We start from the raw sequence: 19,989 nt of genomic DNA on the forward strand, positions 1-19,989 counted from the left end.
TTTAGACTCTCGCCACTTCGAAGATGAAGGTTCCGGAAGGTGCGTTAACTTCACCATATCCCACGAGGTAATGAAACCCCTTCTCTTTGCGGGCAGTTACGCTGTCGAACACGCTACCGTCTGAATCAGACGAGTCCATTCCAGCAAGCAGCAGCTGGTCCTTTGACATCTTATCTAACGCCGCTGCGAGTAGTCCTCTACCAACGTCGCTTCTTGTAAATGAAAACGCATAGAGGTAAACGGCCTGAATAGTTTCACCAGCTGGTGGCAGAACTATTTTACTGAATAAATTGATGAACCGTCGTCCCCAGCGAAGAATTAACGAATGATAAGCTTTGATGCGAACTCGACGAATGGCCGACTGATCCCATAGCGCACACATGCCAACAATTTCACCTGCCTTCTCAGCCACAAGAAAATCGCCTATTTCCAATCCAGCAAAGTGCTCGTCGGTTCCAATGAGCGCAAAGTCGATGGCTGGAGCAAACTGCTTCCCGCATGCTACACGATGATAATAACGCGTCATTTCAGAAACATCCTCAGGCGTGGCATACCTAACCGAAACGTTCTGCAGATTCGATCTTAATTTTTGCTTGGGAATGAACCATGTTAGATATTCACCGCACGGATGATACTCTGGCAATCCAGCCCGACCACTGGTGAGCATCTTGATCGCATATCGATTATCCTTAAGGATCAAGGTCTGCATAACTTCTTCACCGGCTATCACATGATCATGGATGTAACGATATCCACGTGCCAACTGCAGGCCTGACCGAGAGTTTTCATGAAGTCTCAGATCACATAGGTAGCGCACATTCTTGATCTCCCCGTTGAGATAGACCCTCCGCGCACCTACTGAAAAGACACCGGCGACGACATCGCCATCAACTAACACATAGACCTCAACCTGTTCCGATTGGATAGCAGCCCCAAGGAAATAATCCGGCCCACGTTCGAAAACCAGCTCGATGGATTGCCCCATGGAAACGGACTCCATCAATTGACAGATTGCCTCGTTGTCGTCCTGAGTAGCTCTCCGTATTTTCATAAATCAAACCATCCTTCCCGCTCGCCAGCCAAGAGCAGCGACGGAATTTTTACATCTCCCAATCGCCCCCCAGTGGCCAATGCTCTGCGCTCAATCATATCTAACTGAAACCCTTTTTTCATCAACTTAACCTCCATCGGCCTAAGCTGACCGAGCTTGACCGCCTGAGCGTAGTAAGGATTTTGACACAGCTCTTTTTCCAGTTGATCCGTGCCTATTTGATTCTCTGTGAAAAATCGATACCCTCTCGTTTCTGCGGATAGTATTCCATGTGCACCACTTATTTGCATACACTCGATGACAAAATTCTCGGTCAACTTTTCACCCACTAAATCGGAACACCTACCAGCGCGACCTAAGAAAGTTAGACTCGGAAGCCCCTGACCATTGATTGCGTCGATGCACATCAGATCCATCGTGCGGTAACGGTATAACCCAGCAGCCGTCGTCAACACAATTTCGTAATGTTCCCCTACATTCGCACCATCGCACATCACACAATCTCCTTCGGCATTCATGAACTCAACTAAATGTGAGCCCGCAGCCATCACGCATTGATTCAAATTCACATCAGGCACAGAGCTCACTCCCTCGGTAGCCAGTAGCCCTTTAGATTCCACCCTGACGTCACCAAGGGATCTTCTAACATCCTTCATCCACACACCAGCCTGTGCATCTGTCCAGCAGCTCAGCACCTGCAAGTTTGGCCATTGCTGTTGCCATGTTTGAAAGTCTTGCTGCACACTCCGCACAGCCTGATCTAACTGCAGGAAAAAAGTGGGGCTCCATACCGAAATACTTGCCAAGTCACGACACTCCAGCAGCGCTTCAGCTGTGGCCGCAAAAAAATCATCGCCCTGCTTTGGCAGCACTAGCATGCCAGCCAGATGCTGCGCACTTTCAGCTGGGAAATACGCAGTATCATCCTCCATGCCAATTTTGACACCGGCGGGAGTCATCGATGAGTCTAGGGAAGGCGGTGAAATCGACCAGTAGGCCGGCCCGCTGAACACCTCCGGACAATGATGTTTCCACTGATGCATCCAGCCTGCGATGCCCACCGTCATTTCCTTTCGGAACGACTCCGTGATGGGGATAACCTTCCGACCACCACTGCTGCCCGATGTTTGCTCAAATCCAATCACCTTCTCGCGTGTGAGAATATTATCCTCTCCGGCTAAGACACGTTTCATCCATGGTCCAAAATCCTGATATCTCCTAACAGGAACAGCGGCCTTAAATTCATCATACGAAGAAATTGATGCAAACTGGTGATCTACGCCAAATACGGTTTCACAATTTTGAGACAGAACCTCCTTTAAAATATTTTTCTGATAGAGGTACGGGTTCGAGCATGCATGTTCGTGCTTCCTCGCATATGGTCGAAGTGACTCAAGCCAGTTTCGTGCTGCATTCATCATTCCATCATCCCCTTTCTGAATGCTCTCAGCGCCGTTCCTCTGAGATTTTCTTCATGCATCGCCACCAGACAAACCAGCTCATCCCCATTGGCGAATCCTGGATTTCGTTTGCAGAAAAACTCGACGTAGCGGTTCTGCTTCCGCTGTTCGGTAGCGGCGGCCACCTCAGGTTTCATCTGCCCCTGATTCTCAGAAAAGCGTAGGACTCCACTGTCTTCACACCATGCATCGCCATAAAGAATACGTGCACAAGTAGCAGCATCATTCGCAAGTTTCGGATCGTGCTTGGCAGGCATCGGGTGCCACTGCTTCGAGAACAAAGGTAGAAACTGATAAGTTCGATGCCCCTTTGAGATCAAGAACCAGTGAAGTGTTCGGTCGTGGGACTTCACCCATTGTCCGCAAAGTCGGCAAAACTCGTTGACTAGCTCGCGACTGCCCCAATGTTGCCGGTCGATTATGGTGTCTCCTGAGAAAACTACATCCGAGTCATCCAACAGATCTCGATACCACACCAGAGTGCTGAAACCCTGAATTCTATCGTTTTCATCGTATAGGATAATCGCCCCATCTTTGGCATCAAGGTCATCGCGAAAACGCTCTTGTGTCACGTGATCGTAATTCGCCTGCATCAGCTGATACATCCTCAGCCTCATGGCCTGAGTGATATTCTCTTTCGACTGGTATCGACTAATTAACATGACTTCTAAACTGAACAACAAACATCACAGCCAATACCAATAACTGAGGAACCAACAAATACGCAGTTCTTCGCTGTAACCACTTATATTCATCTCCATCAGGCACAAAATAGACACCGTCCTCAGGCTTCCCTCCTGTGGCCAAGAAGCATTTTACAAAGTGGATTTCACAGAGCAAGGCCACAGCAGTCAGTCCGAGCCAAATTCTAGAAGCCGCCGGCATCACAGGAATGCATGCAATCACAATGATGAGATGAATGAAGTCATGCGCGACACCGTATCGGGTTTGCCATTTTTTCAGTCCACACAGTATTAGCTCGATCACCGATCGAAGAGCCATACTGATCGCAAGTTGATACCATAGAACACTATGAGTCACAAAGAACCACGGAAGGACCACCCAAAGCGCAATGGCGTAGAACAGCCAGACTGATTTCCACATGCCGATTTTTCCGCCGTGTCTATTGCCTGAGTTTTGATAAATCGGCCACAGCAATGCCGTGAGCATGGCCAAAGCCCACACCACCATCACCGGCATGGTGAGGTAGCTGGCTGATTGCTTCAGAACGTCGATCATGCCTTGATTTTTTTCCTCTCCGGATCTTTGCCTTCGAGAGATTTTCCATCGAGAAGTTGGCGGATACCTTTGGCGATGGCATCAGTATCATAGTAAAGAAACTTGGGCGCTCCCGTGCGGCGTAAATCCTCGGTCTGCTCGCGGATGATTCTAACATCCTGATTCAAGATCACATGCGATAAGGGGGCAAAAACGCCTTTCACCAATGCCCCAAAGGGAGAGAAGCGATAGGCCATGTAAGTGTAGACTCGGGTATTCTCATCATCGATCGGAGTGCATTGACTCATCACGATGTATTGCCGATTCTCTGCCATGCGATAATCAACGCGAGTGACGTAGGGCAGCTGGAACTTGTCCGTGTGATAGACCTGACTTCCCTTAGGCACGAGGAGTTTTCCGATCCATGAGTCCATGCCTCCTTCGTTGATAAACTCCGCCTGAATCCAATCGGTGCCGGATGTAATTTCGATCTCCACCTCATTTTCCTCATCACCACGAAACAGCCCCCGATGCACGTGTGCGGTGTGTGGCACATCGAGGAAATTTTCAACGCAGTGAAAGGCATTACCTTCAAAATGCCGCTCCATGTACCAGTGATTCCATCCGCTTTCATCAAACATCGGAAAATCTAACGGCATAGTATAGGGCTTGCTAGGGTTCTCTGAATCGGGCATCCAGACCCAAACGACCCCTTGCTTTTCGATCACAGAATAGGCAGGCACCTTAATCTTAGCGTAGCTTTCGCAGCTCTCACAGGATGCCGGAATATCGGTGCAGCGACCGTCACTTCCATAAGTCCAGCCGTGGTAACTGCAGCGGACTCCTTTGTTAGTCACCGAGCCACGTGACAATGCCATATTCCTGTGTGCGCAACGGTCCTTCAGCACGCTCGCCTGCCCTTGGGCATCTCGGAATACCACAAGATGTTCACCAAGCACCTGACGAGCCAGCGGCTTTTTGCGCAGCTGCTTGGATTTGCAAATAATGTACCAGTGTCCGTTCATTGACCTCTTGGTATTTACAGCACAGCGGCATTTTTGCATCATCGAAAATACAGAAGCGATGATTGAGATAAAATATGATACTGCCCACCATCGGCTGTGGTATAAAAATGCGCATCCATGATCCCCCGACTCCAGTATTCAGCCGATCTACGCAGCTTGTTCTTTCTCGGGCTGACACTAACATTGCTGTCACTGCATTTCTCCCGTGTGATCTCATCGGGGTGGATTTATCTGCTGACCTGTCCGCTCGCATTCATCTGCTGCATCATCGCCCACAATCACATGCATGCTGGAACATTCGTGCGGAAAGGGTGGAACAACACCTTGTCGGTTTTCATCATGTTTGGCTCCGGCCAGCCACCTACGGGAATCATCACGGCTCATAACGAACGCCATCATCAGGGGATGGAAAGCGAGCAGGATTTCGTAAAGACATCTCTTGTACGGTCATCAAACAATTTGTTGAATGTAATCCTGTTCCCATTTTTCTCAGTGGCCAAGATGTATCGGGAAAAACCGTCTGATCTCAAGTCCTGGCGAAAGCGGCGCCCCAAGCTCTATCGACAAGCTCTGCTTGAACGCGCGATTTTCTACAGCGTCATGTTGGTATTGTTAGTGATCGATTGGAAACAAACCCTCCTCACCTTCGCCATTCCGTGGGTCTTCGGCCAATACTGTCTGATCGCGATCAATCTGCTCCAACATCAGGACTGCGACCACGCATCCGATTGGAATCACTCCCGCAACCTCACTGGAAAAACCGGTAACTGGTTTCTTCTCAACAACGGATTTCACACCGCCCACCATCTGAAGCCGTCCATGCACTGGTCACTGCTTCCAGCCTACCATAAAAAGCACATCGAAGCGCATATGGACCCCTCGCTGAATCACAAATCGCTGTGCCATTTGATCTGGTGCCGTATCAACCGCCCGCCTCGCCATGCATGATGTGATCAATCGATACAGCCTCCCGGACGCGGAGATTGATTTCTCGAAGCCGTTTTTCCCTGCGCATCTAACGGCTTTGTATTTCACACCCAGCTGGGAGGCGCTTTCCGAAGATCAGCAGTGTCGATATAGCCAGCTCTATGCCTTGTATCTCAATGAACAGACCGCATTCTTTGAGGAACAACTCGCAGAGACTGTGCTTCCCGCGCTCTATGAACGACCCGACCGCATAGGTCCTGAACTCGCAACCAACCTTCAACGATTCCAAAAGGAAGAGCGTCAACACACCGAGATGTTCCGCCGGCTCTCGCACAAGGTCGATCCAGATCTTTTTTCGTTAGAAAGCCAAACTTACCATTTCATCCGTGTCCCCAGACCTTTGCTTAAGCTGATGAATCGAGTGGCTGGAAACCCATGGCTATTCCCCTGCTGGATCTGGCTGGCCTTACTTCAGGAAGAACGCTCAATCGCAATTAGCAAGGTCTGTATCAACGACAGCTCGTTAGATGAACACTTTCGCCACACCCATTTACTCCACCTCCGAGATGAGGCCAACCACGTGCAGTGGGATTTGCAGATGATCGACACTGTTTGGAAACCGCTCTCGGATCTCCACAAAAAAATCAACGTCGCTATTTTCAACTGGCTGATGAAGGAATTTTTCACCTCGCCGAAACGTGCAGCCCTGGCCATTGTGGAGGCTCTTTGCGTTGAATACCCGGAACTCAATTCTCGGAAAAAATCGATATTTGAGGAACTGCGCAGCCTGCGCCATCATCGCGACTACCACATGAGCCTTTACAGCCGAGAGCACACCCCACGTGCCTTCGCCTTGTTTGATGCCTTACCTGAATTTCGAGGACTCGAGAACACCTTGTTAGGATATGAACCACAGTGAAACAGATCAGCCTTTCCGCAGCATACCAGGCCGGCTAAACTTGGGCATCTCCATGATGATGCTGATGGCTTTATTAGCACTCATTGGTTTGCTACCCTTAGCGACCTCTTGGTGGCAGGTCATTGGTCTTGCTGTCATCTACGGCATTGTGATGAACGGCGCTTACGCCATGCTACACGAGGCCGAACACCGCATTCTCCACCCCGATATTCGGGTGAACGATACATTGGGAACGGTCTTAGCCTTGTTTTTCCCCGCACCGTTCCACCTCATCAGACAGGGTCACATCGGCCATCATATGCGAAACCGGTCTGACGATGAGGCGTTCGATTTCTATTTCGAGGGAGAAAACCGTCTGTGGAAACACCTGCAATTCATCGGAATCCTCACCGGTCTGTTCTGGGTGGTGGTTGTATTAAGTAACATCATCGCGGTCATCTACCCAAAGGCCCTCAAGGCAAAATGGGCAGAGTTCGATCGCCCCACGCAGGCCTTGTTAGAATCTCTCAACCCGAGGTATTTAAAATTAATCCGACTGGAGTCCGCGCTGGCGATCGGTCTGCATGTCTCGCTGGCATGGCTTCTGCATATTCCGTGGTATCACTACGCCGTTCTTTTGTGTGGCTTTGGCGTTTTGTGGTCGGCGCTCCAGTATGTGCACCATTTCGGAACCGAACGCGATGTGCTCAAGGGAGCCAAGAACCTGCGCACTTGGACTTGGCTCGATAAGGTTTGGCTGAATCATAACTGGCACCGCAACCACCACGCGCACCCAACGGTTTCCTGGGTGCATCTTCCTGAGCTCGACCCCGATGCCAAAGAAGAAAAAAGAGAGCGGCTACTACCAGCCTATCTAAAAATGTGGCGTGGCCCTCGGTTCACCAAGGAGAGAGTAGAAAATCGCTATGCAGGAAAAATCATCCGTTAATCAATCGCTGACCACAGGGGGCAAGGTTCTATTACTGCTGTTGAACTTCACACCGCTTGTTCACATCGCTGCGTGTGTGGCCGCCGTTCTTTTCCTACCTGTGGATTCTGCCTGGGCGAAAATAGGAGTCGGAGCGGCCATGCTCTATCTCGCACCCGCGCTGTTAGCTCGCGTGCTCAAAATCGGATGCACCGGTCACACTCACAGTCCCATTGGCAGCCGCGCTTTCTTCTTCTGGTGGGCAACGATGCAGTGCCAGATGTTATTCGGAAGATTGCCCATACTGGAGGAAATGCTCCGGCTTGTTCCCGGTCTCTACTCGCTCTGGCTACGGCTCTGGGGCAGCCAAATAGGCCGACTCACATTCTGGGCACCTGGCACAGTGATCCTTGACCGTGGATTTTTGCATCTCGGCGATGACGTCGTGCTCGGTGCCGGTGTCCGTTTCAATCCTCATGTCATCCGTAAGAACAAGGCTGGGGAACCCGAACTCCAGCTTGCTCCCATCCGTTTAGGCGACCGTGTTTCAGTCGGTGGATACTCCTTGCTCACGGCCGGCACTGTGATTCCTGACGATGAAACCACGCGAGCATACCTTCTATCGCCTCCATTCAGTGAGTGGAAAAATGGAAAACGCATCAAGAGGTAAACATTGACCTATCAGACATACTATCCATGATTCTTTGTATGAAACGCTACATTATTCTCTTCGCACTGTTGGTCAGCGCACTGCCTGTCATCGCCCAAACTGAGGAGGACAAACAAGCTCTGCGGGATCTTAAGGCGACTTATGAATCGGCAATCAAAAACAACGATCTCACGCCGCTCAAAAAACACCTCACCGAGGATTTTTCAGCGGTTATGCTCACTGGAGAAGAGGTAAAAAGCTTCGATGAACTCCAGGCCTTCTGGGACAAAGCCAAGGAATACATGGGCGAAGACTCCAGTTACTCGGTCAGCGTAAGTGCGGACGATTCCACGTTCATCGACAACATCGCCATCGCAAAGGGATCCTCAAAAGACAGCATCGACACCAATGGAAGCACCTTAGACTTCTCTACTGCATGGACAGCCGTGTGCCGGAAAATGCCCGACGGCACTTGGAAACTCGCGCGACTGCAAGTGACCACCCACCCGGTGGACAACCCTTTTGCCAAACTGGCTAACAAGATGACATTGTGGATCACCGCCATGGCCACCGGCTTCGTAGCCTTACTGATCGGATTGATCGCCGGCAAGCGTATGGGCTACAAAAAGGCCATGGCTGCAAACGGCTAGTCGTTGGCCGAGTAATCCAGCTGGTGTAATTTTCTAGCCTCCAGATTTTTGAAGTCAGTCACTGTGCCATCGAGCCACTTGACCTGCACGGTGACGGCACCGGAGTAACTACCCAGCCCAACGGTCAATGCACGTTCACCTTGAGCTGAAAAACCAGTCGTGTTCTGTACCCACATCGTCTGTTGGTGTTCGCCGTATCTAACGGTCACTTTGGCACCCACCGCATCCCTGGTCACACGCACGCCGTCTCCATTGAGTCTGATCTTGATCCATGCCGGAGTATTTTCTAACACCGTTTCGTAGTAGGAAGCTGGTTTGAACTGATGGGTGATGATCACGTCCAGATCGCCGTCGTTATCCATGTCAGCCATTGCAACTCCGCGCGAGTTCCCCTTTTCAGACAAGCCCACAGCTTCCGCCGCGTCCACGAACGATCCTTTTCGGTTCAGATAAACTCGATTCTTCTGCAGCCCAAAAATCGAATACCCCCTTAGGTCACCCCATTGGTCAGCATAGCTGTGAATGTTCGCCCCGGTGCGCATCAACCTGCCGTTAGCATACCAGTAGTCGCGAGGGGTCTCGAATTTCTTGTCGGCGCTGTCATCGACCATGCCGTTCGCTTGCACAATGTCCGGCCAGCCGTCCAGATCGAGATCACCCGACGCCGCACCCCAGCCAAATCTTTTTTCGTTCAACGCACTGCGTTTCACCGCTTGATTAGAAAATTCGACACCGTTCTTACCAGTGGGACGTGTCATCCACAGCAGACTCCCTTCAGCTTGCAACGGTGCGTGCACATTGGAGACATATACGTCCGGGTATCCATCCTGATCGAAGTCCGCGACACTGGCGTTCATGCCCTTGTAGGTATCCTTGCCCACGCTCCCAAACATCCGGCCCTGGATACGACGAAACCCTTTGCCTGCCAGATTCAGATAGACATCATCCGGTCCAAAGTCAGATGCCGAATAAACATCCGGCCAGCCGTCGTCATTAAAATCCACCGATGCCAATGCCAGCGTCCAGTGTGTTTCCGGCATGCCTAGCTCTGACACATCCTTTTTTTCAAAGCTACCATCCCCTCGATTGACGTAAAAATGATTGAGTCCTCCGTTCGCTGACTGGTGCCAGCTTTCGTGCATGAAGTGGAACATCCGGCGGTCTCCCGAGTATTCCGGATCTGGTAATTTGAAGGGATTAAGTGGCGTCTCGGTAGGGTAATCAGCCAAAAGAGGGTTCATTGCATTTCCCACCATCAGGTCAAGATCACCATCACGATCATAGTCGAAAAACATGGCTGTCAGGCAAATCGTTTGCCCACTCAAACCCGCCTGCTCGGTGACGTCGGTGAATTTCCTTCCTTCATTCCAGTCGTTTCGAAGTAGTCGTGAAGCACCGTAGCCCATACCAATGAACAAATCCTGATCACCATCGTTATCGTAATCCGCGAATACGGCGCAAGCTCCGAGACCGTGCTGCTCCGGATGATTTCTAACATCATCCAAAGCATCAATCGAAACCCGCTCAAATCCGTCCCCCGTGTTCCGTAACATCAGACAGCGGTCTTGGGGTTTCTTCAGAGGATAAGTTAGAAACAGATCCTGTAAGCCATCGCCATCTATATCAGCTACAGCCACGGCATCACCAACTGAGAACATCCACTTGGCGATGTGCCGCAAGCGGGGATCGACCTCCTGCATCACCTGGCTCATCTCAGCCTGCATGGCGGGGTGCTTGCGCTGTACCAACATGAAATCGGCATCCACTTTGACCGGTCTCTGACTCCAGAAAAACAAACAAGCCGTAGCGGCCACAACCGCTGACCGAACCACAAGCGTATTCCATTTTGGCAAGTTCCCTTGTATCAGACACCGCCCCCAACCATATAACAACACCGCTGTCTGCACAATGAACAGCGCAGGAAAAAGCGTGCTGTATGATCTGATTAAATGAAGCCCCATGTCGATCACCGTCACAGCCAAAGCCAGAGAGATCTGCCCCTTCCGGCTACCCGGAGTCGTCGCTGGATCGGTGAGCATGTAGAAAACAAAGAGGTAAAACGGAGGTGAACTGATCGTGCCAAGAATGATGGTTTCAGCTGGCAAATGATGCCTCATGATCCAGGTGCGAAGCAGCATTTGCAGACAATAGAAAATCAAAAAACTGAGCACGAGTGGAGCACGTTTGATTTTCCTGGCAAATACAAACAGCGCCGCGCCTCCCAGCATATAACAAGCCCCCAAAGTGCCGCCCCATTGGTAAGCAGGTGCAGGAGAAAGCATGCCACCAGCCAACACCATGCCTACGATGAGACCGAATAAACCCGGATTATAAACATGCCTCCCGTTCACAGTGAATAAATGCTTTGAAGCAATGGCCAAAAAAGCGGGAAGAACCGGCAACCATGGATGAGCTCCAAAATTCAACAATAAGCACAAGCCCAAGCCAGTGATCAGGCCACTCCACGGAAACAACCAGTCCTTGGAACGAAACAGCCGGTTTCCTAACAAATCAAAAAACAAGGCGCAGCCAAGCGTCAGGGCAACTTGCCAGACACTACGAGAAAAACCCAACCAGCCGAGGCCCAAAAACACATACACAGCCAGCAGAGCCGCAAATGGAATGCGGATATCTTTCCATCCACCCCTCTGCGAGGAGATTGACTGTGTGACTAAGCTCATGTCGGCTCCAGATAACACCGAAATCTTCTGTTGGGGAAATTGATTCTCACTGAACAATCATCGATTCTGATGATATTGGGATCAGAATGATTGCGGCTATACTTTTACTCCAGCTTCGGTCTAGAGTCTGCACATGCCAGCCAAGGAACGAGCCGATGCTTTGTTAGTCTCACGAGGACTCTGTGAGTCTCGCGAACAGGCGAAACGGTTGATCCTTGCTGGCGAGGTGCTTTGCGGCACGACGGTGGTGGCGAAGCCAAGCACCAAGATTGATTCTGAGGCGGAAATAACGGTGAAAGAACGACCAAAGTTTGTTGGTCGTGGTGGTTTGAAAATGGAAGGCGCGCTTGATGCCTTCAACATCGACCCCACTGGCATGACCTGCCTCGATGTCGGTGCTTCGACCGGAGGATTCACCGATTGTTTACTCCAACGCGGCGCTGTTAGGGTCCATGCGGTGGACGTAGGGACCAATCAACTGGTCTGGAAACTACGCAGTGATCCGCGTGTGGTGGTGAAAGAAAAATTCAACGCCCGCCACATGACACCTGAGGATATTGGCGAGCCGATTGATTTGGCGGTGACCGATGTCTCGTTTATTTCCCTAACCAAGATTCTCCCCCCCATGTTTGCCACCTTGAAAGAGGACGGTCAGATCGTTTGCCTGATCAAACCGCAGTTCGAACTGCAGCGGGATGACATCAGCAAGGGAGGAATTGTTAGAGAACCGGAGTTACACCAGCGTGCGGTGGATAAGATTCACGATTTTGTCACCAAGGAGCTGGGGCACACTTGGATCGAGTGCATTGACTCACCGATCAAGGGCACGGATGGGAACCGGGAGTTCTTGGCCTGGCTGAAAATTTGACCGCGAATCTTGCGAATTGGGCGAATTTTGCTTGGGTGGCTAAATCAGATTATTGACCGCGAAATACGCGAAAGGACGCGAAAGAAGACATTGGCTGCCAGATCACTCTTTTAGCTGCTGGAGAAGCTGAGTGATGGGTAAGCCTACCACATTATTGTAATCCCCTCTGACCTCCTCAATGATCATCTCTCCGTGGTCTTGCACGGCGTAGGAACCGGCTTTGTCCATGACGTTGACCTTGGCCATGTAATCCGTGATAACTTCGGCTGTTAGAGTTTTAAAAACCACCTCGGTGATTGTATGGAAACAGTTCACCGTTTCGCCGTGGGCAATGCACACGCCGGTGCAAACTTGGTGAGCACGCCCAGACAGTTTGGCGAGTGTTTCTCGCGCTTCAGCTTCTGACTTCGGTTTCCCCAAAGGGGTGTTATCGATGTAAACAAGCGTGTCCGCACCGATAACCTTGGCCTCGGGGTGATCCTTGGCAACAGCCAGCGCCTTGAGCCTAGCATTCTCCTCGCAGAGTAAATGCAGGGGCATGCTAACGTCATGAATCTCCTCGGCAGGAGATGGAATGACCTCGAACTCCAAGCCGACCTCGGCAAGCATTTCGCTACGCCTAGGCGAGCCGGATGCTAGAATGATACGAGCCATGTTGACCTACGGCACACGGGGGAACTTGGAGAAATCAGGTTTGCGTTTTTCGACGAACGCATTTTTCCCCTCTTTGCCTTCCTCGCTCATGTAGTAGAGCATGGTGGCATTGCCAGCGAGATCTAACAAGCCCATCTGACCGTCACAGTCGGCGTTCAGAGCCGACTTCAAACAGCGCAGTGCGATCGGTGAGTGCTGGAGCATTTCGCGACACCATTGCACGGTTTCCTTTTCTAAATCAGCCAGTGGCACTACGGTATTGACCAAGCCCATTTCGAGGGCTTCTTGGGCGTTATACTGACGGCAGAGATACCAGATCTCGCGCGCTTTTTTCTGGCCGACGATGCGGGCCAAGTAACTTGAGCCGAGCCCTCCATCGAAAGAGCCAACCTTGGGGCCGGTCTGACCGAAAATAGCATTGTCCGCCGCGATGCTGAGGTCACACACCACGTGAAGCACATGACCTCCACCGATGGCGTATCCAGCGACCATGGCGACCACCGGTTTCGGCAGGTTACGGATCTTGCGTTGCACATCGAGGATGTTCAGGCGCGGCACGCCGTCGCCTCCGATGTAGCCTGCGTGACCGCGGACTTTTTGATCGCCTCCGGAACAGAACGCCTTATCGCCCGCTCCGGTGAGAATGATCACGCCCACTTCAGGATCTTCGTGGGCGAGATCGAGAGAGACTAACAGCTCCTTGGTGGTTTCGGGCCGAAACGCATTGCGCACTTCAGGTCGGTTGATGGTGATCTTGGCGATCTGGCCGTCTTCGCTTTTCTCGTAGAGTATATCTTCAAATTCGTGAGCTGATTTCCACATGACTTTGTTTTAAGTTTTAAGATTTAAGTTTCAAGTTGTTTCGAGAAAAGCCCTGACCTCACGAGCGAATGACTCCGGCTGCTCCCACGGCACGCGATGACCGCAATCGGGCACAATGACATGCTCCGCATTCTTCAGATTCTGAACGGCCTCCGCCGCGATCTCGGTAAACTTGGCATCACGCTCGCCGGTGATCCATTTCACCGGACATTGGATTTCCGAAAGTCTGGGTGTGAGGTCTTGTTGTGCCCCGAGTGACCAATCGACGAACGACCTGGCAATCGACGCGCGGCGGTCTTTCAAGCTGAGCCGCTCGGGCATTTCCACGCCTTCTAACACCCCTTGTTGGTTCCACTGATCGAGAAATTCGGACCACTCCCCTTTGAGTGCGCGGGCAGACCACTCGGCATCGTGTTCGCGGCGCTGGCGGCATTCGTTTTCATCCGTCAGCCCTGGGTGGGCGGAGATGATGACGGCAGCCTTGCAGAATTTGGGCTGAGCTAGGAGGGCGTGGAGGGCTAGCCGGCCACCCATGGAGTAGCCGACCAGTGTCGGAGACGGATCGATTCTGGAAATCTCGGTGGCCAGAGTGTCGCCGAATGTTTTCAGCGGCATCGGGCAGCAATCGAGAAAGCGCCAGAGGTCGAGTCGGCGAACCTCCTCGCCCCCTTCACGCATCGCGGTGGCGAAGTCACGCCAATCCGCCGCCCTGCCGACGGCGCCGTGCAGGGCCCAGATCATCTTTTTCTAACGTCTTTTGTTAGAGTGATTTCAGGCATGCCTGGATGGCATCGAAATCAGGAAGGTCTTTGGGGTGATCTTGCACCTCGGCGTATTGAACAACACCGGATTTATCGACCACAAAGGCAGAACGCTTGGCGACGCCACCCATGATCAGATTGGCCTCAGGCAGGAAGGAATCGTATGCCACGCCGTAAGCCTTCGCCACATCGTGTTCGTAGTCGCTTAGAAGAGTGATACCGATGCCCTCTTTCTGCGCCCAGGCTTCTTGCGCGAATGGGTTGTCGCCGGAGATACCGATGACTTTCGCATCGAGGTCTTCGTAAACGCTTATGCCCTTGGTGATGTCGCAGAACTCATCGGTGCAGACGCCGGTGAAGGCCATCGGCACGAAGAGGAGAACGAGATTGCTGCTGCCGACAAGGTCGGAAAGAGTAACGGTCTCAGGACCATCGGCTGTTTTGGTAACGAGAGTGAAATCGGGGGCTTTGTCGCCTACTTGGATGCTCATAATTTGGTATTGTTAGTGGTTTTGTTGGATGAAATCGAACACCGCCAGACTAAGGACAAGCCTCACGTCATGACAAGCATCAACCCGTTCATCTATGCTTCGTCCATGCCGATGCCCTTTTCACGCTCGGCTCGCATTTGCCGTAAATCCGCCAGACTAGGCGTTGGGGCAAGAAGCTTTCTCGCTAACCACCACCCTGCAATCGCCCCGCCGAAGTGACATGCATGGCTGATGTAGAACAAAGAACCTCCCCCCATATCGACCAATCGAAGCCCCATCGCAGAGAACCATGGGATCCCTAACTCCGGACGCATCAACCAGAGAAATAGTTCAGAAAAGATCAGTCCAAGGCCCAGATTCTTTCCAGTAATAGGAATCGGCCACATCCGGGAATCCGGCGACAGGGTGGTCAATGTGATCAGTAAGGCATAACAAGCACCCGATATACCGACTAAGCGGAATTCTTGAAATCCATTTGAGACCAAGACCGCGGAGGTCAGCAGGTGGAGCAGACCACCCAACACCACTCCAGAGACAACCACCTTAAGCCAACCTCGATATCCCAGAATGTGGATGACCCTACCACCCACAAGCCAGAGCATGAGCACATTTACGATTAAGTGGAACCAGCCACCGTGCAACAAGGCGTAGGTAATGATTTGCCAAACTCCCCAGCTCCTCACCCCCTCCCACGTGAGTCCCAGATGAATAAATAGGTTCGGCACAAAAGCCGGACCACCCGCACGCTCGACGATCCAATGCGTAGCAATCAGAACCACCACCAATGCGGTAGCGATGTCCGCACCCGGAAGCCTGACACGCAAGCGCGGCAACCATGGTATGCGTGGATTATCCTGTGGAATTTCAGGTGGAGGCATGACGATTGAGCAATTTGAATGACACCAGACCAACTCCTCACGAGACAATCCTTGCCAATCTAAGACACCACAAGATGCCAATTCGCTCAAAGTAGGGCGAGTATTTTTTCCTCACCCCTATCGAGACTCAGCTCAAGCTCTAGTTTCGGGCGCGTGGCTCAGCCGTGACGCGTGACCCGGCACCAGGCGAAGTCACAAACGGCCCACCTTCAAGAGGGGCCTCACCAGTGAAGGCGACATCGGGCATATCGCTGGGTTTTCCAGCCAAAGGAAACTCCTTTCGCAGTGGATGAAACGGGTATCCTTCCCACATGAGGATACGACGCAGATCCGGATGACCGGAAAAACGAATTCCCATCATGTCATAAATCTCTCGCTCGTGCCAGTCAGCGGTCGCCCAGATATCTGAAACGGTGGGAACTTCGACGCCATCATCAATAGCCACCTTGATCCGAAGATGCACAGAGTCATCAACAGTCGCCAGCTCGTAAACCACCATGAAGCGAGGATCTTCGCCGGTGTTATCGACGCTCGAAGCGTCAATGAGAAAGTTCAGACCGAGTTCGCGGTTACAGAACTCCATCACTGCGCGGAAATCTTCCAAAGTGACGGTGACGCTATGCTCACCCCTGAACTCCACGCTAGTGGCAGTGGTGAATTTTTGCAGGACTTTTTCGGCGGCTTGCTGGGCGGTCATGAAATACGTGTTCTAGATACGTGGTTTGAAAATATTAGGCGTCAGCTGTGACCTCCTTTTGAGCCTTGGTGGACTCTTCACCTTCGATTTTTTTCTGAAGTTTCATCAGACCCTCGATCAATGCTTCAGGCCGTGGCGGGCAGCCGGAAATATAGACGTCCACGGGAATTAATTGGTCGATCCCCTGGAGCACCGCGTAGCTACGATACATTCCACCACTGGAAGCGCATGCCCCCATGGCAATGCACCACTTGGGCTCAGGCATCTGGTCCCAGACGCGTTTGACGGCGAGAGCCATCTTGTAGGTCACTGTGCCGGCAACAATCATCACGTCGGACTGGCGAGGAGAAAAACGCATCACTTCCGCTCCAAAGCGAGAGATATCAAAGCGAGAAGACGCGGTCGCCATCAGCTCAATCGCGCAGCAGGCAAGCCCCATAGGCATCGGCCACAGTGAATTTTTCCGCATCCAGTTGATCGCGGCATCCACGCGGGTGAATATCACATTGCCCTCGATTTTAGAATCGTAGGCGGCGTGAGCCAGTGCGGTTTGAGCGCTTTCGGCAGTATCTGCTGGGCTGGAAGTATCAGTAGGAGTGACCATGGCAAAATTTCAGGAAGAATCCCTGCGCGCACCCTAGCGAGCGAAAACGCCATCACAAGTCATTTTCCACGCATTTTCAGCCTTAGTGGGATTCACCCATTCGGAACTAGCTGATCTTTCACCTTTTCGCATTTTTTTCATTTTTAGGCTTACCCCGCCGCCCGAAGCTGTTTATAAGCCACTCACTACGTCCCATGGAAAAATTGAGTCTTTCATACCGGAGGCAAATCACACGCACCGGATTGGCTTGTGTACTAGGCATGTGCACGCCCCAAATTCTCACTCCAGCTATCGCCCAGGAATCGGTGGTGCAGAAGGAGTTAAACCGTCGTGCCGCCAATGCACGCCAAGCTTACGAACTGCTCAAGACAGGTGATGCCGCCTACGAGAAGCAGGACTACAAAACCGCCGTCAAGGATTACGCCCAGGCCTTTGAACTGCTCCCTAACGGATTCAAGACGGAGGAAATTCGAGTCGTCGCCGGTGTTCGTTACGCCACTGCAGCTACCGAACGTGCCCGCAAACTCGCCAAAGGAGGTGACTACGACGCGGCGCGCCAACTGCTAGACAGGGTGCTCCAGCCTGAGATCGCCCCCACTCATATGGGTGCGCTGAAACTCAGACAGCAGATTGAAGACCCCATTCGCTACAATCACGCACTGACTCCTGAGCACGTTAGAGACGCCGAGAAAGTAGGCCGTCACCTTCGTGAGGCAGAAGGTTTCTACAGCCTTGGTCAATACGACCGAGCTCTCACGATCTACAATTCGGTATTACGCATCGATCCATACAACCATGCTGCACGCCGTGGCATGGAGAAAATCAATACGGTGAAAATGGACTATGCCCGTGCTGCCAAAGATCACAACCGCGCTCACATGCTGAGCGAAGTCGACAAGCAGTGGGAGATTTTTGTACCACCTACCGACGCCGCTCCAGTGCCGGTTCCATTGACCAGACCCGAGGACCTTGCTCCCGATATTCGCGACCGACTTGCTGGAATTACCATCGAGGTCATCGATCTGGACAACGTCACTCTCAATGAAGCCCTCGACTTCATCCGACTCCAAAGTCGGCTTGGTGATACTCCGGGGCCCAACGGTGAAAAAACCGGCGTTAACATCATTCTCAATGTCGGCCCTCCCTCCACGGACACAGCCAAGAAAATTGCCGCTACAAGAATCTCGCTGAAAGCTCGCAACCTTCCGCTCTCGAAAGTTCTCGATTACGTCACCGATCAGTCCCACACCCAGTGGCGCACTGATGGCGTGGGCGTTTTGGTCACGCCTCTCGGCAGCATCGACGGCGCTCTCAGCTCCCGCACATTCCGTGTGCCACCGAACTTCTTGACCTCTGCGTCAACTAATCAAAAGGAGGATGATGGTAATGTCTTCGACAGCGACAGCAACGACCGCGGCGAGGGGCTTCTCCCAGAGAAAATGTCGATCACCGATTTCCTCAAACAAAACGGTGTTAGCTTCCCAGACGGAGCATCCGCGACCTACACGCCATCTACTAACACTCTGATCGTCCGCAACACCCTCGATAACATCGACCTTGTCGACCAGTTAGTCTCTTTGGTGGCAGATGAAGAGCCTGTGCAAGTGGCCATCAAAACCACCATCATCCGCGTCTCAGAGAAGAAGCTCAAGGAACTCGGATTTGACTGGGCGATTACGCCATGGGCATTCGGAAAAGGCGGCGTCCTCGGTGGAGGAACCACTGGTAATGGAACTCCACTGGGTGTCATTCCCCAGCCCCCCTTCACTGCCGTAAACGGCAATCCTATCACATCTGGAAACCGCAGTGGTAGCGGTGCTATCCAACAGGACTCCATCGACACATTCCTGAATGCAACCAGCACCGGATCGCCCAGCAGCACAGCGACCAGAGCTCCCGGCATCCTAACACTTTCCTACGTAGGGAGCGGAGTCCAAGTGCAGATGATGATGCGCGGCCTTAACCAAAATACTGGGGCTGACATCATGGTAAATCCTTCCACCATCTCCCGTAGTGGTGAACGTTCCAAAATCGAAATCATCCGCGAGTTCATCTACCCCACCGAATATGAACCACCAGAACTTCCTAACTCTGTGGGCGGAGACGTCTTCATCGATCCCACAACCGGAGAACAAGCAAGCGCTTCCCCACCTACCCCGGTGACCCCGTCACACCCGACTGCATTCGAAACCCGCAACGTGGGCGTCACTTTGGAAGTCGAACCGACTGTTGGTCCAGATAAACAATACATCGAACTATCGCTGCGACCTGAACTGGTTGAATTCGAGGGCTTCGTCAACTACGGCTCACCGATCAACGGTGTATCGGCTGGTGGTCTCGGTATCGATCTCGGAAACCTTGGCACCGGCAACGTGTTCACCACTACCGGAGGCTCCTTCGGCAGGGTCACGGACAACCGCATTCTGATGCCAGTATTTAAGGTTATCCGCTTGCCCAACTCGTCCCTGACCATTCAAGACGGACACACCGTGGTGATCGGTGGCTTGATGACCAGTCGTAAAACCAAGGTGGAAGACAAAACTCCAATCTTGGGAGATGTGCCGTATTTGGGCCGCCTATTCCGTTCCGAAGCTGATCAGACTTTCACTGAGGCCATCATTATCATGGTCAACGCTGAATTAGTTGATCCCACTGGCAAGCCTTGGCGTCAACGATAGCATTATTCACTATATTGACGATTGCAGCACCGCTTATTATAGCTAGCTT

At 52.0% G+C, this 19,989-nt stretch carries 20 protein-coding genes and 1 pseudogene; 7 read left to right on the forward strand and 14 right to left on the reverse strand.

The genetic code is table 11. The features are described 5' to 3' along the window. Window position 1 precedes the first annotated feature (1 nt). Genes ACSPJT_RS05920 through ACSPJT_RS05940 form a run of 5 tightly spaced genes read right to left on the reverse strand, consistent with a single transcriptional unit; the run spans window position 2 to window position 4,754 of the window. Window positions 2-1,051, reverse strand: coding sequence for a hypothetical protein (locus ACSPJT_RS05920; protein ID WP_435895445.1), 1,050 nt, complete (start codon window positions 1,049-1,051; stop codon window positions 2-4). Then, on the reverse strand, window positions 1,048-2,472 hold the full coding sequence (locus tag ACSPJT_RS05925) for a GH3 family domain-containing protein (protein ID WP_435895446.1): 1,425 nt from the start codon (window positions 2,470-2,472) through the stop codon (window positions 1,048-1,050). The genes ACSPJT_RS05920 and ACSPJT_RS05925 overlap by 4 nt, the downstream gene beginning before the upstream one ends. Continuing rightward, window positions 2,469-3,173 (reverse strand): hypothetical protein, encoded by a 705-nt coding sequence (locus ACSPJT_RS05930; RefSeq protein WP_435895447.1) that lies wholly within the window; start codon window positions 3,171-3,173, stop codon window positions 2,469-2,471. The genes ACSPJT_RS05925 and ACSPJT_RS05930 overlap by 4 nt, the downstream gene beginning before the upstream one ends. Next, on the reverse strand, window positions 3,163-3,750 hold the full coding sequence (locus ACSPJT_RS05935) for a hypothetical protein (protein ID WP_435895448.1): 588 nt from the start codon (window positions 3,748-3,750) through the stop codon (window positions 3,163-3,165). Before ACSPJT_RS05935 ends, ACSPJT_RS05930 begins: the two co-directional genes overlap by 11 nt. Beyond that, entirely contained in the window at window positions 3,747-4,754 is a 1,008-nt protein-coding gene (locus tag ACSPJT_RS05940; RefSeq protein WP_435895449.1) for a Rieske 2Fe-2S domain-containing protein, read from the reverse strand. Before ACSPJT_RS05940 ends, ACSPJT_RS05935 begins: the two co-directional genes overlap by 4 nt. Before the next feature lie 117 nt (window positions 4,755-4,871). On the opposite strand from ACSPJT_RS05940, the gene ACSPJT_RS05945 reads away from it, so the two are divergent. The 5 genes from ACSPJT_RS05945 to ACSPJT_RS05965 are packed head-to-tail and all read left to right on the forward strand — an operon-like array spanning window position 4,872 to window position 8,806. Beyond that, window positions 4,872-5,702, forward strand: coding sequence for a fatty acid desaturase family protein (locus ACSPJT_RS05945; protein ID WP_435895450.1), 831 nt, complete (start codon window positions 4,872-4,874; stop codon window positions 5,700-5,702). Next, window positions 5,695-6,600: a diiron oxygenase gene (locus ACSPJT_RS05950; protein WP_435895451.1), complete on the forward strand. Its 906-nt coding sequence runs from the start codon at window positions 5,695-5,697 to the stop codon at window positions 6,598-6,600. The genes ACSPJT_RS05945 and ACSPJT_RS05950 overlap by 8 nt, the downstream gene beginning before the upstream one ends. Continuing rightward, window positions 6,587-7,528 (forward strand): fatty acid desaturase family protein, encoded by a 942-nt coding sequence (locus ACSPJT_RS05955; RefSeq protein WP_435895452.1) that lies wholly within the window; start codon window positions 6,587-6,589, stop codon window positions 7,526-7,528. Before ACSPJT_RS05950 ends, ACSPJT_RS05955 begins: the two co-directional genes overlap by 14 nt. Beyond that, a complete protein-coding gene (locus ACSPJT_RS05960; RefSeq protein ID WP_435895453.1) occupies window positions 7,506-8,177 on the forward strand; it encodes an acyltransferase in 672 nt (223 codons plus the stop codon). Before ACSPJT_RS05955 ends, ACSPJT_RS05960 begins: the two co-directional genes overlap by 23 nt. Window positions 8,178-8,215: 38 nt before the next feature. Then, complete coding sequence (locus ACSPJT_RS05965; RefSeq protein ID WP_435895454.1) at window positions 8,216-8,806, forward strand: YybH family protein; 591 nt, start codon at window positions 8,216-8,218, stop codon at window positions 8,804-8,806. Here the strand turns inward: ACSPJT_RS05965 and ACSPJT_RS05970 are convergent. Together ACSPJT_RS05970 and ACSPJT_RS05975 are read right to left on the reverse strand one after the other, a co-directional pair. Continuing rightward, window positions 8,803-9,330, reverse strand: coding sequence for a CRTAC1 family protein (locus ACSPJT_RS05970; protein WP_435896186.1), 528 nt, complete (start codon window positions 9,328-9,330; stop codon window positions 8,803-8,805). The genes ACSPJT_RS05965 and ACSPJT_RS05970 overlap by 4 nt on opposite strands. Window positions 9,331-9,621: 291 nt before the next feature. Next, window positions 9,622-11,487, reverse strand: a pseudogene (locus tag ACSPJT_RS05975) (FG-GAP-like repeat-containing protein); the annotation flags it as partial. Between the two features lie 133 nt (window positions 11,488-11,620). On the opposite strand from ACSPJT_RS05975, the gene ACSPJT_RS05980 reads away from it, so the two are divergent. Beyond that, window positions 11,621-12,355 (forward strand): TlyA family RNA methyltransferase, encoded by a 735-nt coding sequence (locus ACSPJT_RS05980; protein WP_435895455.1) that lies wholly within the window; start codon window positions 11,621-11,623, stop codon window positions 12,353-12,355. A 102-nt stretch (window positions 12,356-12,457) separates the two neighbouring features. Here ACSPJT_RS05980 and ACSPJT_RS05985 read toward each other — a convergent pair whose 3' ends face one another. From ACSPJT_RS05985 to nuoB, 7 genes are all read right to left on the reverse strand, one after another. Next, window positions 12,458-13,009, reverse strand: coding sequence for a Maf family protein (locus ACSPJT_RS05985; protein WP_435895456.1), 552 nt, complete (start codon window positions 13,007-13,009; stop codon window positions 12,458-12,460). A 6-nt stretch (window positions 13,010-13,015) separates the two neighbouring features. Next, window positions 13,016-13,831 carry a 1,4-dihydroxy-2-naphthoyl-CoA synthase gene (gene menB / locus ACSPJT_RS05990; protein WP_435895457.1) on the reverse strand — a complete coding sequence of 272 codons (816 nt, stop codon included), beginning with the start codon at window positions 13,829-13,831 and terminating at the stop codon, window positions 13,016-13,018. Window positions 13,832-13,861: 30 nt separating this feature from the next. Then, window positions 13,862-14,572 (reverse strand): alpha/beta fold hydrolase, encoded by a 711-nt coding sequence (locus tag ACSPJT_RS05995; RefSeq protein ID WP_435895458.1) that lies wholly within the window; start codon window positions 14,570-14,572, stop codon window positions 13,862-13,864. A 19-nt stretch (window positions 14,573-14,591) separates the two neighbouring features. Further along, entirely contained in the window at window positions 14,592-15,083 is a 492-nt protein-coding gene (locus ACSPJT_RS06000) for a redoxin domain-containing protein (protein WP_435895459.1), read from the reverse strand. Window positions 15,084-15,175: 92 nt separating this feature from the next. Further along, the gene (locus ACSPJT_RS06005) at window positions 15,176-15,961 is read right to left on the reverse strand and encodes a rhomboid family intramembrane serine protease (protein ID WP_435895460.1); all 786 of its coding nucleotides are present in this window, start codon (window positions 15,959-15,961) and stop codon (window positions 15,176-15,178) included. A 139-nt stretch (window positions 15,962-16,100) separates the two neighbouring features. Then, the gene (locus tag ACSPJT_RS06010) at window positions 16,101-16,658 is read right to left on the reverse strand and encodes an NADH-quinone oxidoreductase subunit C (protein WP_435895461.1); all 558 of its coding nucleotides are present in this window, start codon (window positions 16,656-16,658) and stop codon (window positions 16,101-16,103) included. Window positions 16,659-16,692: 34 nt separating this feature from the next. Next, complete coding sequence (gene nuoB / locus ACSPJT_RS06015; RefSeq protein ID WP_435895462.1) at window positions 16,693-17,262, reverse strand: NADH-quinone oxidoreductase subunit NuoB; 570 nt, start codon at window positions 17,260-17,262, stop codon at window positions 16,693-16,695. A 260-nt stretch (window positions 17,263-17,522) separates the two neighbouring features. Between nuoB and ACSPJT_RS06020 the strand changes: the two genes are divergently transcribed. Next, on the forward strand, window positions 17,523-19,940 hold the full coding sequence (locus ACSPJT_RS06020) for an Amuc_1098 family type IV pilus outer membrane protein (RefSeq protein WP_435895463.1): 2,418 nt from the start codon (window positions 17,523-17,525) through the stop codon (window positions 19,938-19,940). Window positions 19,941-19,989: the final 49 nt, after the last annotated feature.

Source organism: Oceaniferula spumae (genome assembly GCF_042849255.1).
GTDB classification, from domain to species: Bacteria; Verrucomicrobiota; Verrucomicrobiia; order Verrucomicrobiales; family Akkermansiaceae; genus Oceaniferula; species Oceaniferula spumae.

What these genes read in the sequence shown, in the direction of transcription:
- ACSPJT_RS05935 (WP_435895448.1), bottom strand. Translation starts at nt 3,750, where the DNA reads ATGATCGACGTTCTGAAGCAATCAGCCAGCTACCTCACCATGCCGGTG.
- ACSPJT_RS06000 (WP_435895459.1), bottom strand. Translation starts at nt 15,083, where the DNA reads ATGAGCATCCAAGTAGGCGACAAAGCCCCCGATTTCACTCTCGTTACC.
- ACSPJT_RS06005 (WP_435895460.1), bottom strand. Translation starts at nt 15,961, where the DNA reads ATGCCTCCACCTGAAATTCCACAGGATAATCCACGCATACCATGGTTG.
- ACSPJT_RS05965 (WP_435895454.1), top strand. Translation starts at nt 8,216, where the DNA reads ATGAAACGCTACATTATTCTCTTCGCACTGTTGGTCAGCGCACTGCCT.
- ACSPJT_RS05985 (WP_435895456.1), bottom strand. Translation starts at nt 13,009, where the DNA reads ATGGCTCGTATCATTCTAGCATCCGGCTCGCCTAGGCGTAGCGAAATG.
- ACSPJT_RS06010 (WP_435895461.1), bottom strand. Translation starts at nt 16,658, where the DNA reads ATGACCGCCCAGCAAGCCGCCGAAAAAGTCCTGCAAAAATTCACCACT.
- ACSPJT_RS05930 (WP_435895447.1), bottom strand. Translation starts at nt 3,173, where the DNA reads ATGTTAATTAGTCGATACCAGTCGAAAGAGAATATCACTCAGGCCATG.
- ACSPJT_RS05920 (WP_435895445.1), bottom strand. Translation starts at nt 1,051, where the DNA reads ATGAAAATACGGAGAGCTACTCAGGACGACAACGAGGCAATCTGTCAA.
- ACSPJT_RS05980 (WP_435895455.1), top strand. Translation starts at nt 11,621, where the DNA reads ATGCCAGCCAAGGAACGAGCCGATGCTTTGTTAGTCTCACGAGGACTC.
- ACSPJT_RS05995 (WP_435895458.1), bottom strand. Translation starts at nt 14,572, where the DNA reads ATGATCTGGGCCCTGCACGGCGCCGTCGGCAGGGCGGCGGATTGGCGT.
- ACSPJT_RS06020 (WP_435895463.1), top strand. Translation starts at nt 17,523, where the DNA reads ATGTGCACGCCCCAAATTCTCACTCCAGCTATCGCCCAGGAATCGGTG.
- menB (WP_435895457.1), bottom strand. Translation starts at nt 13,831, where the DNA reads ATGTGGAAATCAGCTCACGAATTTGAAGATATACTCTACGAGAAAAGC.
- ACSPJT_RS05940 (WP_435895449.1), bottom strand. Translation starts at nt 4,754, where the DNA reads ATGAACGGACACTGGTACATTATTTGCAAATCCAAGCAGCTGCGCAAA.
- nuoB (WP_435895462.1), bottom strand. Translation starts at nt 17,262, where the DNA reads ATGGTCACTCCTACTGATACTTCCAGCCCAGCAGATACTGCCGAAAGC.
- ACSPJT_RS05950 (WP_435895451.1), top strand. Translation starts at nt 5,695, where the DNA reads ATGCATGATGTGATCAATCGATACAGCCTCCCGGACGCGGAGATTGAT.
- ACSPJT_RS05960 (WP_435895453.1), top strand. Translation starts at nt 7,506, where the DNA reads ATGCAGGAAAAATCATCCGTTAATCAATCGCTGACCACAGGGGGCAAG.
- ACSPJT_RS05955 (WP_435895452.1), top strand. Translation starts at nt 6,587, where the DNA reads ATGAACCACAGTGAAACAGATCAGCCTTTCCGCAGCATACCAGGCCGG.
- ACSPJT_RS05925 (WP_435895446.1), bottom strand. Translation starts at nt 2,472, where the DNA reads ATGATGAATGCAGCACGAAACTGGCTTGAGTCACTTCGACCATATGCG.
- ACSPJT_RS05945 (WP_435895450.1), top strand. Translation starts at nt 4,872, where the DNA reads ATGATCCCCCGACTCCAGTATTCAGCCGATCTACGCAGCTTGTTCTTT.